The following is a 14,088-nucleotide window of genomic DNA, read 5'->3' on the forward strand; positions in this document are numbered from 1 at the left end:
GCCGCCGCCGTCGCGCACGCCCGCCGCGCCGCCTGTCGCGGCTGCGCCGTCGCGCCCGCCGTCGACGGCGGTCGGTCAACCGCTGGCCCTGCAATGGCCGGTGCGGGGGGATATTCTGCGCCGTTTCGGCCCGGTGGGCATGGGCGAGCGCAACAACGGCATCAACATCGGCGCTTCGGCCGGCACCGAGGTCAAGGCCTCGGCTGACGGCACGGTGGCCTACGTCGGCGACGATATCGTGGGGCAGGGGCTGACGGTCCTGATCGTCCACCGCGACGGATGGCGCACGGTTTATGGGCATCTGGGCTCGGCCACGGTGCGCGACGGGGCGCAGGTTCGGGCCGGTCAAGCCATCGGCACGGTGGGTCTGACGGCGGGCGATGGACGTCCATCGATCCACTATGAAGTGCGTCAGATGCGCGGCGATGATCCGGTCGCTCTGGACCCGCTGACGGTCCTTCCGCGCTGATTGCGTGAAAAGGCGTGTCCGGGCGGCGACGCCTGGATGCTCTTGTCATTGCGTCGCGTTGCAAATCGGCCCGGCGCGCCCTAGGTTCCGCGCCTTGTTTTTCGAAGGGCCCCCGATGAAGGCGCGGCCCGCGTCGGGGAGTTTCCAATGACTGCAACCCAAGACGGCGGCCTGATGGCCCTTGTCATCCAGATCGCGCCGATCGTCGCGATCTTCATCCTGTTCTACTTCCTGATGATCCGCCCGCAGCAAAAGCGGATGAAGGCGCATCAGGCTCTGATCGCCGGCGTCAAGCGCGGCGACGAAGTCGTCCTGTCCAACGGCATGGTCGGCAAGGTCACCCGCGTCGAGGACGCCGAGGCCATGGTCGAGATCTCGCAGGGCGTGAACGTCCGCGTGGTCAAGGCGATGATCGCTGAAGTCCGCAACCGCACCGCCATCGCGGCCAACGACAAGGGCTGATAGCCTCGCCTCGGCGCGGCGCGCGCCGGCCCTGAAGAGAACCGAGACATGATTCAGCTTTCACGCTGGAAAATCACCCTGGTCGCGCTGTCGCTCGTCCTCGGGTTGTTCCTGGCCTATCCGAGCGTGCTGTCGCCGGCGCAGCGCGAAGCTCTGCCGAGCTGGCTGCCCAGCAACGGCCTGAACCTGGGCCTGGACCTTCAGGGGGGCTCCTACCTCCTGCTCGAGGTCGATGTGCCCGAGATGCGCACCAAGCGCATCTCCAACCTGATGGAAGACGTTCGGGTTTCCCTGCGGGAAGACCAGGTCAACATCATGGGCATGCAGCGCGAAGCAGGCGGCGTCGTCGTGACTGTCGCCGAGGGCGCGGCCTATGACACGGCCTTCAACACCCTACGCACCATGGCCCAGCAGGGCGTCGGCCCGACCGGTCAGCCGGACCGCGTGGCGACCAAGCTGGGCGGCGGCCGTATCCGCTACGCCTTCACCGACGCGGCTCTGGCCAGCATGGGCGCGACCGCCGTCGATCAATCGATTGAAGTCGTGCGCCGTCGTCTGGACAGCTCGGGGACCAAGGAAATTGCCATCACCCGCCAGGGTGCGGACCGCATCGTCATCCAGGCGCCGGGCCAGAGCGATCCGGCGGAGCTGGAGCGTCTGGTGGGTCGTACGGCTCAACTGACCTTCCAGATGGTCGACACCTCGCCGACGGGGCTGAACGACGCCCTGGCCGGTCGCGTGCCGCCCGACGCAGAATTGTTGGTCGACGATCTTGGCACTCCCTATCTGGTCAAGCGCCGCATCCTGGTCTCGGGCGAGAACCTGACCCGCGCCGGCGTCGGCGCCGATCAGAACAACCGCCCGGCCATCGACTTCCAGTTCGACAGCCAGGGCTCGCGTCGTTTCGGCGAGGCGACGGCCCAGAACCTCGGCAAGCCCTTCGCCATCATCCTGGACGGCAAGGTCATTTCGGCCCCGACCATCCAGTCGCCGATCACCGGCGGGCGAGGTCAGATCACCGGCAACTTCACCATCGCTTCGGCGTCTGAGTTGGTGAATCTGCTGAACGGCGGCGCCCTTCCGGCGCCGCTGAAAGTCGAGGAACGTCGCGTCGTCACCGCCGAGCTGGGCGCCGACGCCGTGGCTGCGGGCGCGTTGTCGACCGCCCTGGGCTTCGCGGTCATCGTGATCTTCATGATCCTGGCCTACGGCTTCCTGTTCGGCGGCATTTCGGTGATCGGCCTGATCCTGAACGGAATCCTGATCGTCGCGGCCATGTCGCTGACCCAGGCCACGCTGACGCTGCCGGGGATCGCCGGTCTGATCCTGACCTTCGCCGTGGCCGTTGACGCCAACGTGCTGATCTATGAACGGATGCGCGACGAGGCGCGTCAAGGACGTTCCGTGGTGGCCTCGATGGACGCGGGCTTCAACCGCGCCATGGGCACCATCATCGACGCCAACCTGACCACCCTGGTGGCCGCGTTGATCATGTTCATGTTCGGCGCCGGTCCCGTGCGCGGCTTCGCCTGGACCCTGACCATCGGCGTCTTCACCTCCGTCTTCTCTTCGGTGCTGACGGCCCAAGTCCTGCTCGGCTATTGGCTCAAGATCGCCAAGCCGAAGAAACTGCCGATCGCGGAGTGATGTCGATGAAGGGTTGGCCTCTTATCAAACTGCTGCCGCACAAGACGAACTTCCAGTTCGTCAAATACGCCAAGGGCTTCGCCGTGCTGTCGGCGATCCTGACGGTGGCGGCGATCATCGGCTGCTTCTATCCCGGCCTGAACCTGGGCATCGACTTCCGGGGCGGCGCCTCGATGGAAGTCGCCAAGCCCGCAGGTCAGACGCTGGAGCTGGACAAGCTTCGCGGCGCCGTCAGCGGCCTGGATCTGGGCGATGTCCAGGTGCAGGGCATTGCGCGACGCGACAACAACCTGGACGACGGTTCGACCGCCATCGTCCGCTTCCAGGTGCCCGATAACGAAGACCAGACGGCCGTCGTTCAGAAGGTCGAGGGCGCGATCAGCGAAGCGGTCGGCGACGTCGCCTATTCGGGCGTCAGCGTCGTGGGCTCCAAGGTTTCGGGCGAACTGCTGGGCAATGGGGTGATGGCCCTGCTGGTGGCCGTGGTGCTGATGTTCCTCTACATCGCCTTCCGCTTCCCCTGGCAGTTCGGCATCGGCGCCGTGGCGGGCCTGCTGCACGACGTGGCGTTGACCTTCGGCCTGATCGTCGCCTTGCGGATGGAGTTCAGCCTGAACCTGGTCGCGGCCCTGCTGACGGTCATCGGCTATTCGATGAACGACACCGTCGTCGTGTTCGACCGCCTGCGGGAGAACCTGCGCAAGTACAAGGTCATGCCTCTGCGCGAGGTGATCGACCTGTCGATCAACGAGACCCTGTCGCGAACCATCATCACCGGCCTGACGACCGTGATCGTGCTGATCGTCCTGGCCGTCTTCGGCGGCGAGGCCCTGCGCGGCTTCTCGATCACCCTGGCCTTCGGCGTCGTGATCGGCACCTTCTCGTCCATCTATGTGGGCGCGCCGATCATCCTGCTGTGGGGCGTGGATCGCAGCGGCGGCGGCAAGGCCGATACGACTCCGGTCAAGCTGGGCATGGCCAGCCGTCCGTAAGGGCGTCGCCGGAAACTGAACCACGGCCCGTCTTCCGCAAGGGAGGCGGGCCGTGTGCGTTCTGGGGCTTGATGCGGGCGCGTCAATGGTCGAAGGGCCTGTCGCCATGACTGTTGATCTTGATGCTCAGGTTCGCGCCGCCGACTTCGACCGCTGGCTGGCCAGCCGCTTCGTCGCGGATGAACAGGCGCGCGCCGATCTGATCGCCCTCTACGCCTTCGAGGCGGAACTGTTGGCCATTCCGACGCGCGTGACCCAGCCGCTGCTGGCCGAGATGCGCTACGCCTGGTGGGGCGAGCAGATGGAGGGCGTCTTCACCGACACGCCCCGCGTAGGCCATCCGGTGCTGGAGGCCCTGACGGCGGCGGTGACGCGTCATGGCCTGGAGCGGGCGCCGTTCGACGCTCTGATCGAGGCGCATATCGGCCGCGTGCATGGCGAACCACATGATCTGGACGCCTTCTATGTCGGCCCCATGCAGGCGGCGGTGCGTATTCTGGCAGGCGAGGGGCATGAGGCGCCGGCAACCGTCGCCGGACGGCTGCGAGGCCTAGCCCAGACCGGACGAACGGATGAGGCCCAAGCCGCGCGTGCTGAGGCCAACCAAGTGCTCAGGGCGTTGCCCGCCGCAGCTTTCCCTGCCGTGGCCGCCGCGGCGTTGATGCGCGCGGATGAACCTGAACCCTTCAAGCGGTTGCGCCTGTTCTGGGCCGTCTTGCGCGGGCGTGTCTGACGCATTGCGCTAGATCTCAATATATTAGTTATTGCTAATTTAGATGCATGGCATATATCAGCGCCATGGTTGATCTCGAACGTATGGGATTGGAGCGCTTTCAAGCCAGCGCGGGCGATGCGTCCCGCCTGCTGAAGGCCCTGTCAAACGAACATCGGCTGATGATCCTGTGCCAGATCGGCGAGGGCGAACGGCAGGTGTCCGATCTGCAGGTCGGTCTGTCGCAATCGGCTCTGTCGCAGCATCTGGCGCGTCTGCGCGAAGATGGTCTGGTCAGCACGCGCAAGAGCGGCACCGCCGTCTTTTACCGCATAGCCGATCCCGCCGCCCTGAAGGTGATCGGGGTGTTGGCCGAGATTTTCTGCCCGCCCGAGGCGCGTTGAGCGCCGCCTCTCTCCTAAGGAAAAAACGATGAATACGCTGATCTCTCTGACGCCCGCCGATGTCGCCGCCCGTCTGAAGGCCGGTCAGGCCGTTCTGATCGATGTTCGTGAGCCGGACGAGCACGCGCGCGAACATATTGCCGGCGCCGTCGCCGCGCCCCTGTCGGCTTTTGAAAGCGCCGATCTGGGCCTCAAGCCCGGCGGCGACGTGATCTTCATGTGCCGCAGCGGCAACCGCACGGCCGGGAACTGTGACCGGCTGGCTGCTCGGATCGATGGTCCGGCCCACGTGCTGGCAGGCGGCCTGGATGGATGGAAGAAGGCGGGCCTGCCGGTCGTCGCCGACCGCAAGCAGCCGCTGGAGCTGATGCGTCAGGTGCAGATGGCGGCGGGCGGCCTGATCCTGTTGGGCGGGACGCTGGGCGTCATGGTCCACCCCGGTTTCTGGGGGATCAGCGCCTTCGTCGGCGCGGGCCTGTTCGTGGCGGGCGCGACCGGCTTCTGCGGCATGGCGCGCTTGTTGGCGGTGATGCCCTGGAACCGCCGGATGAAGCGAGCCTAAGGCTCCAGCGCGCCGATCAACCGGGCGAGCAGGGCGCTCAACGCGGCCTGCTCGTCGCGCGACAGATCGGCCAGCATGGCCTGGCTTTCGGCCATGTGCAGCGGCATGAGCATGTCGATTAGGTCGAATCCCTTGGCTGTCAGCCTGACCAGGGAGGCGCGGCGGTCGCTGGGGTGGGGCATGCGCTCGATCAGACCTGACTTCTGCAGCCGGTCCAGCCGCGCCGTCATGCCGCCCGACGACATCATCGTCGCCTCATAAAGCGCCGTCGGCGTCAGGCCGTCCGGCGAAGGCGCGCGCCGCAGGGTGGCCAGAACATCGAATTCGCCATGCTGAAGCCCGTGGCGAGCGTAGAGCGGCGCCTGCCGCTCACGCGTCACCAGAATGGAGGCCTCGTGCAGACGCCCCAGCGTCTCCATGGCCAGCAGGTCGAGGTCGGGGCGCGCGACCGCCCATTGGGCGGCGGCGCGGGAAGCGCGATCGGTCATTGTCTTGACATCAAGATAATTGATGGCGAGACATTATCGTCTTCCGCAGCCGGAGTCACCTCGGATGGATCAGTCGAACGCCCCGCAACCTTCGCGCGGCGCGGGTCTGCTGTTGATCGCGGCCATCTTCGCCCTGGCGCTGAATCTGCGCCCGGCGATGGCGGCGGTCGGGCCTCTGCTGGATCTGATCGAAGCGGCGACCGGCATGGGTTCGACCACAGCCAGCCTGCTGACCACCTTGCCGGTGGCGATGATCGGCGTCGGCGCCTTGTCGATCCGTCCGCTGCGGCGACGGCTGGGCGAGCGCAAGGGCGTCCTGTTGGGCGCCGTCCTGATCGGCTTGGCCTGCCTGGCGCGTGCGGTCTTTGACGGGACAGCTGGCCTGATCGCCAGCGCCGTGGTGGTCGGCGTCGGGGTGGCCCTGATTCAGGCCCTGGCGCCCGTGGTCGTCAAACGGGCCTTTCCGATGCGTTTCGGCACGGTCATGGGCGTCTATACGACCGGCATCATGGGCGGCGCCGCCGTGGCGGCGGCGACGGCGGCGGGACTGGCCGAGGCGGTCGGCTGGGCTGGAGCCCTGGCGTTGTGGGCGGTCCCGGCCTTTCTGGCGGCCGTTGTCTGGATCGTCGCCTCGCGCGCCCCGGCGGCTGAAGAACCGAACCGCGCGGCCATAGCCGAAGGAACCCACTCCGAGGTTCCGTTCTGGAAGCAGCCGAGCGCCTGGGCGTTGGTCCCGATCCTGGGGCTGGGCACTTCGGCCTATACGCTCGTGCTGGCCTGGTTGCCGCCCTATTACGTCGACATGGGGCAGACGCGCGCGACGGCGGGCTTTCTGCTCAGCGGCATGACGGGCGCTGAGGTGTTGGCCGGCGTGCTGGTGTCTCTGTTCATCGCCCGTTTTCCTGACCGGCGCGGGCCGATGCTGATGGCGGTGGCTCTGGCGCTGGTTGGGCTGGCCGGACTGGTGCTGACGCCGGTCAGCCTGGCGGTTCCGGTCATGCTGCTGCTGGGGCTGGGTATCGGGGCGGTGTTTCCGCTGACCCTGATCCTGGCCATGGACCAGATCGACGACCCGGTGCGATCGGGCGATCTGCTCGCCTTCGTCCAGGGCGGAGGCTACATCATCGCCAGCCTGTCGCCGCTGGCGGCCGGGCTGCTGCGCGACCGCCTGTCGGACCTCAGCCAGGCTTGGATGCTGATGGGGCTGGGGCTCGTCGCCATGGCCCTGATGACCCTGACCTTCAGGCCCGGCGGCGCGAAGCTGCGTTAAGCCGCCGCGTCCCGCCAGGCTTTCAGGGCGTCCAGCGCGCGGATGCTCTGCAGGCGTTTCTTGGCGCGGCCGCGTTCCTTGGGGTGAATGCGCTTGCCGTCCTCATCGACCTTGGGCGCCTCCAGCGGCGGCAGCAGGCCGTAGTTGATGTTCATCGGTTGGAACTTGGAGCCTTCAAGGTGGCCGCCGGTGATGTGTTCGACCAGGGCGCCCATGGCCGTTTCCGGCGGCGGCGGCGTCAGATCGCGGCCCAGCGCCTGGGCGGCGGCCAGACGGCCGGTCAGCAGGCCCATGGCCGCGCTCTCGACATAGCCCTCGACCCCTGTCACCTGGCCGGCGAAACGCAGGCGCGGAAGGGCCTTCAGCCGCATCTGCTTGTCCAGCAGCTTGGGGCTGTTCAGGAAGGTGTTGCGGTGCAGGCCCCCCAGACGCGCGAACTGGGCGTTCTCCAGACCAGGAATCATGCGGAAGACGTCGGTCTGGGCGCCGTACTTCAGCTTGGTCTGGAAGCCGACCATGTTGAACAGGGTGCCCAGCGCATTGTCCTGACGCAGTTGGACGATGGCGTAGGGTTTGACCGTCGGGTTGTGTTGATTGGTCAGGCCGACCGGCTTCATCGGGCCGTGGCGCAGGGTCTCGCGGCCGCGCTCGGCCATGACCTCGATCGGCAGGCAGCCGTCAAAATAGGGGACGTTTTCCCACTCCTTGAAGTCGGCCTTGGGGCCGTCCAGCAGGGCGTCGATGAAGGCTTCGTACTGGGCCTTGTCCATCGGGCAGTTGACGTAGGCCGCCTTGTCGCCGCCGGGGCCTTCCTTGTCATAGCGCGACTGGCGCCAGGCGACGTCGAAGTCGATGCTGTCGGCATGCAGGATCGGCGCGATGGCGTCGAAGAAGCTGAGCGATTCCTCGCCCGTGGCCTTCAGGATGGCGTCGGCCAGGGCGGGCGAGGTCAGCGGGCCGGTGGCGACGATGACGTTGTCCCAGTCTTCCGGTGGAATGCCCGCGATCTCTTCTCGCACGATGGTCACGAGGGGATGGGCTTCCAGCTTGGCCGTGACAGCATCCGAAAAGCCGATGCGGTCAACCGCCAGGGCGCCGCCCGCAGGCACCTGATTGGCGTCGCCGGACGCCATGATCAGGCTGTCCAGCGCCCGCATCTCGGCGTGCAACAGGCCGACGGCGTTGTACTCCCAATCGTCCGACCGGAAGGAGTTGGAGCAGACCAGCTCGGCCAGGCCCGTGGTGTGGTGGGCGTCGGTCCGCACCTGCTCCGGCTCGTCCCGGCGCATTTCGTGCAGGATGACGGGCACGCCCGCCTGGGCGATCTGCCAGGTCGCTTCGGATCCGGCGAGGCCTCCGCCGATGACGTGGATGGGGCGGGGAGTGGAAGACGCGTTCGACATGGCGGCCTAATAGCCTCGTGGACGTCGCCTGTCATGCAGCGGCGTGCGGTCAAGGCTGTCGGAGGGCGGCGTTGGTCCTTATAAGCGGCGACGGAGGCTGTTCATGACCCATGGATTCCAGATTGATGTGGCGCTGTCGGACGGTTTTCACCTGATCCGGCGTCGCCCTGGCGATGTACTGGCCTGGGGCGTCATCCTGGCCTTGCCCGTCCTGTTGTCCGTCATTGTCATGATCGACCTGTTCATGACGATCGGTCCCGAAGCGATCGCCGAGGATGCAGACCCCAGCCCGCAGGCGCTCGCAGCCATGATGCGGATGCAGGCCTGGTCCATGCTGATCAATGTGGTGCAACTGATCGGTTACGTACTGATCATAGCCGCCATCTGCCGCGCGGTGCTGTGGCCCGAGCGCGCGCCGGGTCGCTTTTTCGATCTTCGAGTCGGCATGGATGAGGCGAGGGTGGCCGTGGCCGGCCTGGCCGTCATGGCGGGCTGCTATGGCGTGATGCTGGTCGTCCTTCTACTGGCCTTCGCCTTTGGGGCGGCCTTCTGGATGGTGTCCGAAACAGCGGCTGTGGTGCTGGGCGTGGCGGTGGGGCTGGCGGGAATCGTCGGCATCGTCTGGGCGGGGTTGCGGACTTCCATGATCATGCCGCTCAGCATCGCGTCTCAGGATTTCGCCTTCGTGGCTGGGTGGAAGATGACGAAGGGCCGCGTCGGGATGCTGTTGGGCCTTTTCGTCGCGACGCTTGCCGTCACGTTTTTGGTCCATGTGCTGTTTCTGATCGTGGCGGGACTGATCGCCCTGGGCGTCAGCATTCCCTTCTGGCCTCAACTGGCGGCCTGGGCCCAGAGCGCGTCGAGCGAGCTTCCGGCCTTCAACCCGCTCGTTGTCGCAGTGGCGGGCGTTGCGGCCTTTATCGCCATTGCGGCTTATTACGGCGTCATCGTCGCCATTTGGATCGCGCCCGGCGCTTCGGCCTGTCGCCAGATGCTGGCGACGCAGAAACAGGACGAAACCGGCGCAGCTGCGTTAAGCTGAGCGAGAATCGAGGAGCCAGCATGAGTTTCAACGCCACCGAATCCGCCTTTGAGGGCTTCCGTCTGGCCCGTCGGGCGCCGATGGCCCTTCTGGCCTGGGCCGCGGCCTATATTGTCTTCTTCGCGGTCTTCTTCGCGGTGGCGGGCGGCAGCCTGATCAACATCATCAACCTGGCCGAGCAGATCGAGCAGAGCGCCGAACCGTCGATGAGCGACCTGACCAGCCTGGGGCAGGCCTATGGCGCCATGATGGGGCTGGCCCTGCCGCTGTCGCTTCTGTTCAGCGCCGTGCTGACGGCGGCGGTGGCGCGTTCCGTCATCCGGCCTGAGGAAAAGCGGTTCGGCTATCTGCGCCTGGGCCGCGATGAGTTGCGTATCCTGGGGGCTACGCTGCTTGTGGCGCTGTTGATGTTCGGTGTCGTGATGGGAGGAACGGCGTTGGTCAGCATTTTCGTGGGGCTAGCGGCCAGCATGGGCGCGCCCTTCCTGATCCTGCCGGCGGTGCTGGCGGGGCTCGGGGGCGCGGCGGTCGCCGTCTGGCTGGCCGTGCGCCTCAGCCTGGTCGCGCCGATGACCTTTGCGGAGCAGAAGATCGCCATCAAGGAAAGCTGGGCCATGACCAGGGGCCGCTTCTGGCCGCTGCTCGGCATGGCGGTGCTGGCAGGCGTCATGTCGATGCTGGTGGGGCTTTTGGGCTCCATCGTCATCGCGCCGCTGAACCTGATCTTCGGCGGTCTGGAGAGCCTGGCGGGGGCGGAGATGACCAATATCGCCACGCTGCTCGTGAAGTTCTGGCCGGCGCTGCTGGTGTGGGGCGTGGTCAACGCCCTGCTGTCGGCGGCCCAGGCGGCCATCATCTATGCGCCGTTCTCGGCCGCCTATCTGGGCATCAAGGGCGTGCCGCGCGTCTGATCCGACGGCGTCGGCGGAAATGAAAACGCCGCGCTCCGATAGGGGCGCGGCGTTCTTTTTGGGTCAGGCGCTCTTGCGGGCTTTGGCGCGCTTGGCGGGCGCGGGTTCGGCGGTCAGGGCGGCGATGCGGCCCTTGCGGCGTTCCTCGTGCCTGTCCAGCACCTCCTTGAGGTAGCGGCCGGTCCAACTGGCGGGGTTCGCCGCGACCTGTTCCGGCGTGCCGACGGCGACGATCTCGCCCCCGCCGTCGCCGCCTTCGGGGCCGAAGTCCAGCAGGTGGTCGGCCACCTTGATGACGTCGAGGTTGTGCTCGATCACCACGATGGTGTTGCCGTTCTCGACCAGCTCCTGAAGCACCTCCAGCAGCTTGCGCGTGTCCTCGAAGTGCAAGCCGGTCGTCGGCTCGTCCAGAATGTAGAGCGTCTTGCCGGTGGCGCGTTTGGACAGCTCCTTCGAGAGCTTGACGCGCTGGGCCTCGCCGCCGGACAGGGTGGTGGCGGGCTGGCCGACCTTGACGTAGCCCAGACCCACGCGCTCCAGCGTCAGCATCTTGTCGCGGATCGAGGGCACGGCGGTGAAGAAGCGCGCCGCCTCTTCAACCGTCATGTCCAGAACGTCGGATATGCTCTTGCCTTTGAAGACGATTTCCAGCGTTTCGCGGTTGTAGCGCTTGCCCTTGCAGACGTCGCAGGTGACGTAGACGTCGGGCAGGAAGTGCATCTCGATCTTGATGACGCCGTCGCCCTGGCAGGCCTCGCAGCGGCCGCCCTTGACGTTGAAGCTGAAGCGGCCGGGGCCGTAGCCGCGCGCCTTGGCCTCGGGCAGGCCCGCATACCAGTCGCGGATGGGTCCAAAGGCGCCGGTGTAGGTGGCGGGGTTCGAGCGCGGAGTGCGGCCGATGGGCGACTGGTCGATGTCGATGACCTTGTCGAAATGCTCCAGCCCCTCGATCCGGTCGAAAGGGGCGGGGGCGTCGGACGCATTGTTCAGGCGCCGTGCGGCGGCCTTGTAGAGCGTCTCGATGGTGAAGGTCGACTTCCCGCCGCCAGAGACGCCGGTGATGCAGGTGAAGACGCCGACCGGGATCTCGCCCGTGACGTTCTTGAGGTTGTTGCCCGTGGCGCCCGAGACTTTCAGCATCCGCTTGCGGTCGATGGGGCGGCGGCCTTCGGGCGGCAGCTCGATCTCTCGCGCGCCGGTCAGGTACTGGCCGGTCAGGGAGTTGGGATTGGCCATGACCTGAGCGGGCGTGCCTTCGGCGCAGACCGTGCCGCCGTGGACGCCGGCGGCCGGGCCCATGTCGATGACGTAGTCGGCCGTCAGGATCGCCTCTTCGTCGTGTTCGACCACCAGCACCGAATTGCCGAGGTCGCGCAGCCCTTTCAGGCTGTCCAGCAGACGGGTGTTGTCGCGCTGGTGCAGGCCGATGGACGGCTCGTCCAGCACATAGAGGACGCCGGTCAGGCCCGAGCCGATCTGCGAGGCCAGACGGATGCGCTGGCTCTCGCCGCCCGACAGGGTGCCGGACGAACGCGACAGGTTCAGATAGTCCAGCCCGACGTTGTTCAGGAAACGCAGCCGGTCGGTGATCTCCTTCAGGATGCGTCGGGCGATCTCGATCTGCTTTTCGGTCAGGCCTTCTTCCAGGGTTGAGAACCACAGGTAGGCCTTGGAGATGGACAGATTGGAGATGTCGGCGATGTCCTCGCCCCCGACCTTGACCGCCAGAGCCTCGGGTTTCAGGCGCTTGCCGCCGCAGACCTCGCACGGGGTTTCGGACTGATAGCGGCCCAGTTCCTCGCGCACCCAGGCGCTGTCGGTCTCGCGCCAGCGGCGCTCCAGGTTCGGCAGCACGCCCTCGAATGGCTTGGAGACCTCGTATTTGCGGGCGTTGTCGTCATAGACGAACTTGATCTTCTCGCCGCCCGAGCCGCGCAGAATGACGCTCTGCGCCTTTTCCGGCAGGTCGCGCCACGCCTTGTCCATCGAGAAGCCGTAGTGCAGCGCCAGCGATTGCAGCGTCTGGGTATAGAGGGGCGACGGGCCGCGCGCCCACGGCGCCACCGCGCCCTTGTGCAGGGTCTTGTCGCGGTCGGGGATCACCAGGTCGGCGTCGAAGGCCAGCTTGACCCCCAGGCCGTCACAGGCCGGACAGGCGCCGAAGGGGTTGTTGAACGAGAACAGCCTGGGCTCGATCTCGCTGATGGTGAAGCCTGAGACGGGGCAGGCGAACTTCTCGGAAAAGACGATCCGGCGCGGCTCTTCGCCTTCAGGCGCGCTAGCCCATTCCGCCGTGGCTATGCCCTCAGCCAGACCGAGTGCGGTCTGGATGCTGTCGGCGTAGCGGCCTTCAAGGCCTTCTTTGGTTACAATGCGATCGACGACGATATCGATGTCGTGCTTGAACTTTTTGTCGAGCGCGGGAGCGTCCTCGATGGCGTAGAATTCACCGTCGATCTTCAGCCGCTGGAAGCCCTGACGCTGCCACTCGGCCATTTCCTTCTTGTACTCGCCCTTGCGGCCGCGAACGACCGGCGCCAGCAGCAGGATACGCTCGCCGTCGGGCAGGGCGGTCAGCTTGTCGACCATCTGGCTGACGGTCTGGCTTTCGATCGGCAGGCCGGTGGCGGGCGAATAGGGCACGCCCACGCGCGCCCACAACAGGCGCATGTAGTCGTGGATCTCGGTGACGGTGCCGACGGTCGAGCGCGGGTTCTTCGATGTCGTCTTCTGTTCGATGGAGATGGCCGGCGATAGGCCCTCGATCAGGTCCACGTCCGGCTTGCCCATCAGTTCCAGGAACTGGCGCGCATAGGCCGACAGGCTCTCGACGTAGCGGCGCTGGCCCTCGGCGTAGATGGTGTCGAACGCCAGCGAGGATTTGCCCGACCCGGACAGGCCGGTCATGACCACCAGCTGCTCGCGCGGAATGTCGAGATCGACGCCCTTGAGGTTGTGCTCGCGGGCGCCGCGAACGCGGATGAAGTTGTGCTTTTCGGTCATGGAATCCGGGAACGCGGAAGACCCCGGAACGGTCCGGGGCGACGACGCTATATGGGGATCAATTCGCCGGAAACAGCAAGAACAATATGAGAACTTTTAGTCTGCTTCAGGCGCCCACGGCGTTTCTGGGCGGCGATAGCGTTCGCCGGGGCCGACCAGGACGCCGTGGGCGTTGGCGACGCCCAGTTCGAGGCTTTCGGCGATGCGGCGGGCGCGGACGATGAAATGTTCGGCGGCGAGGGGCGGGCATAGTTCGCGGGCGGTCGCCTCGAACAAGCCTAGCCAGTGATCGAAATGACGCGCGTCGATCGGCAGGGGCAGGTGTTTGGGCATGGGCCTCCCCTGATAGACGCCGGTCGACAGGGCGACAGACGACCAGAACAGCTTCATCTGCTCCAGATGCGGGCCCCAGTCGTCGATGCGGGCGGCGAAGATCGGGCCGATGAAATCATCCTCGCGCACCTTGGCGTAGAAGCCTTCGACCAAGGCGTCGATCATGGTCTCGTCGATGCCCGTTTCGGCGCGGATGCGGGCGACGGCGGCTTCGCGACGGGCGGCGGCTTCGGCTCGGTCCGGCGCGGGACGGTCGATGCGGAAGGCGACGGGGCGGTCGGGCGTGCTCATATCAGCAAGATAGGAAGCGGCGTCGCGGAAGGCCATGACGCCGATTGTCCAAGGCGTCCCGTCGCTGCATTGCGAAAGCTGCGCCGCAAATTGGGGGTT

At 66.4% G+C, this 14,088-nt stretch carries 14 protein-coding genes; 10 read left to right on the plus strand and 4 right to left on the minus strand.

The features are described from left to right. The 7 genes from ACU5AP_RS12920 to ACU5AP_RS12950 form a co-directional block, all read left to right on the plus strand. A partial coding sequence (locus tag ACU5AP_RS12920) for a murein hydrolase activator EnvC family protein (RefSeq protein WP_446681329.1) occupies positions 1-469 on the plus strand: 469 nt, incomplete at its 5' end. Between the two features lie 147 nt (positions 470-616). Beyond that, positions 617-931: a preprotein translocase subunit YajC gene (gene yajC / locus ACU5AP_RS12925; protein WP_003165259.1), complete on the plus strand. Its 315-nt coding sequence runs from the start codon at positions 617-619 to the stop codon at positions 929-931. Between the two features lie 48 nt (positions 932-979). After that, entirely contained in the window at positions 980-2,578 is a 1,599-nt protein-coding gene (gene secD, locus ACU5AP_RS12930; protein WP_128720168.1) for a protein translocase subunit SecD, read from the plus strand. Then, complete coding sequence (secF, locus tag ACU5AP_RS12935) at positions 2,578-3,570, plus strand: protein translocase subunit SecF (protein WP_088409785.1); 993 nt, start codon at positions 2,578-2,580, stop codon at positions 3,568-3,570. The genes secD and secF overlap by 1 nt, the downstream gene beginning before the upstream one ends. Before the next feature lie 106 nt (positions 3,571-3,676). Beyond that, complete coding sequence (locus tag ACU5AP_RS12940; protein ID WP_128720167.1) at positions 3,677-4,303, plus strand: squalene/phytoene synthase family protein; 627 nt, start codon at positions 3,677-3,679, stop codon at positions 4,301-4,303. A gap of 65 nt (positions 4,304-4,368) precedes the next feature. After that, complete coding sequence (locus ACU5AP_RS12945) at positions 4,369-4,686, plus strand: ArsR/SmtB family transcription factor (protein WP_003165255.1); 318 nt, start codon at positions 4,369-4,371, stop codon at positions 4,684-4,686. 28 nt (positions 4,687-4,714) lie between these two features. Next, the gene (locus tag ACU5AP_RS12950) at positions 4,715-5,248 is read left to right on the plus strand and encodes a rhodanese family protein (RefSeq protein ID WP_128720165.1); all 534 of its coding nucleotides are present in this window, start codon (positions 4,715-4,717) and stop codon (positions 5,246-5,248) included. On the opposite strand, the gene ACU5AP_RS12955 is transcribed toward ACU5AP_RS12950, so the two are convergent. Further along, positions 5,245-5,736 carry a MarR family winged helix-turn-helix transcriptional regulator gene (locus tag ACU5AP_RS12955; protein WP_128720164.1) on the minus strand — a complete coding sequence of 164 codons (492 nt, stop codon included), beginning with the start codon at positions 5,734-5,736 and terminating at the stop codon, positions 5,245-5,247. The genes ACU5AP_RS12950 and ACU5AP_RS12955 overlap by 4 nt on opposite strands. Before the next feature lie 64 nt (positions 5,737-5,800). Here ACU5AP_RS12955 and ACU5AP_RS12960 point away from each other — a divergent pair, with 64 nt between their 5' ends. Then, complete coding sequence (locus tag ACU5AP_RS12960) at positions 5,801-7,006, plus strand: MFS transporter (protein ID WP_446681330.1); 1,206 nt, start codon at positions 5,801-5,803, stop codon at positions 7,004-7,006. Here the strand turns inward: ACU5AP_RS12960 and trmFO are convergent. Further along, a complete protein-coding gene (gene trmFO, locus ACU5AP_RS12965; RefSeq protein WP_128720162.1) occupies positions 7,003-8,409 on the minus strand; it encodes a methylenetetrahydrofolate--tRNA-(uracil(54)-C(5))-methyltransferase (FADH(2)-oxidizing) TrmFO in 1,407 nt (468 codons plus the stop codon). The two genes, ACU5AP_RS12960 and trmFO, sit on opposite strands and share 4 nt — an antisense overlap. A gap of 103 nt (positions 8,410-8,512) precedes the next feature. Here trmFO and ACU5AP_RS12970 point away from each other — a divergent pair, with 103 nt between their 5' ends. Together ACU5AP_RS12970 and ACU5AP_RS12975 are read left to right on the plus strand one after the other, a co-directional pair. Further along, on the plus strand, positions 8,513-9,451 hold the full coding sequence (locus tag ACU5AP_RS12970) for a hypothetical protein (RefSeq protein ID WP_128720161.1): 939 nt from the start codon (positions 8,513-8,515) through the stop codon (positions 9,449-9,451). 20 nt (positions 9,452-9,471) lie between these two features. Continuing rightward, positions 9,472-10,362 carry a hypothetical protein gene (locus ACU5AP_RS12975; RefSeq protein WP_128720160.1) on the plus strand — a complete coding sequence of 297 codons (891 nt, stop codon included), beginning with the start codon at positions 9,472-9,474 and terminating at the stop codon, positions 10,360-10,362. Positions 10,363-10,425: 63 nt separating this feature from the next. Here the strand turns inward: ACU5AP_RS12975 and uvrA are convergent, their stop codons facing one another. Beyond that, on the minus strand, positions 10,426-13,365 hold the full coding sequence (gene uvrA, locus ACU5AP_RS12980; RefSeq protein WP_128720159.1) for an excinuclease ABC subunit UvrA: 2,940 nt from the start codon (positions 13,363-13,365) through the stop codon (positions 10,426-10,428). Between the two features lie 96 nt (positions 13,366-13,461). Then, on the minus strand, positions 13,462-14,025 hold the full coding sequence (locus tag ACU5AP_RS12985) for a group III truncated hemoglobin (RefSeq protein WP_446681331.1): 564 nt from the start codon (positions 14,023-14,025) through the stop codon (positions 13,462-13,464). Between the last annotated feature and the right edge of the window lie 63 nt (positions 14,026-14,088).

The sequence above is a fragment of the Brevundimonas sp. RM1 genome (assembly GCF_052907225.1).

Coding starts and splice junctions, on each gene's coding strand:
- uvrA (WP_128720159.1), bottom strand. CDS start 13,365: ATGACCGAAAAGCACAACTTCATCCGCGTTCGCGGCGCCCGCGAGCAC.
- secD (WP_128720168.1), top strand. CDS start 980: ATGATTCAGCTTTCACGCTGGAAAATCACCCTGGTCGCGCTGTCGCTC.
- ACU5AP_RS12955 (WP_128720164.1), bottom strand. CDS start 5,736: ATGACCGATCGCGCTTCCCGCGCCGCCGCCCAATGGGCGGTCGCGCGC.
- trmFO (WP_128720162.1), bottom strand. CDS start 8,409: ATGTCGAACGCGTCTTCCACTCCCCGCCCCATCCACGTCATCGGCGGA.
- ACU5AP_RS12950 (WP_128720165.1), top strand. CDS start 4,715: ATGAATACGCTGATCTCTCTGACGCCCGCCGATGTCGCCGCCCGTCTG.
- ACU5AP_RS12975 (WP_128720160.1), top strand. CDS start 9,472: ATGAGTTTCAACGCCACCGAATCCGCCTTTGAGGGCTTCCGTCTGGCC.
- ACU5AP_RS12945 (WP_003165255.1), top strand. CDS start 4,369: ATGGTTGATCTCGAACGTATGGGATTGGAGCGCTTTCAAGCCAGCGCG.
- ACU5AP_RS12960 (WP_446681330.1), top strand. CDS start 5,801: ATGGATCAGTCGAACGCCCCGCAACCTTCGCGCGGCGCGGGTCTGCTG.
- ACU5AP_RS12940 (WP_128720167.1), top strand. CDS start 3,677: ATGACTGTTGATCTTGATGCTCAGGTTCGCGCCGCCGACTTCGACCGC.
- yajC (WP_003165259.1), top strand. CDS start 617: ATGACTGCAACCCAAGACGGCGGCCTGATGGCCCTTGTCATCCAGATC.
- ACU5AP_RS12970 (WP_128720161.1), top strand. CDS start 8,513: ATGACCCATGGATTCCAGATTGATGTGGCGCTGTCGGACGGTTTTCAC.
- ACU5AP_RS12985 (WP_446681331.1), bottom strand. CDS start 14,025: ATGGCCTTCCGCGACGCCGCTTCCTATCTTGCTGATATGAGCACGCCC.
- secF (WP_088409785.1), top strand. CDS start 2,578: ATGTCGATGAAGGGTTGGCCTCTTATCAAACTGCTGCCGCACAAGACG.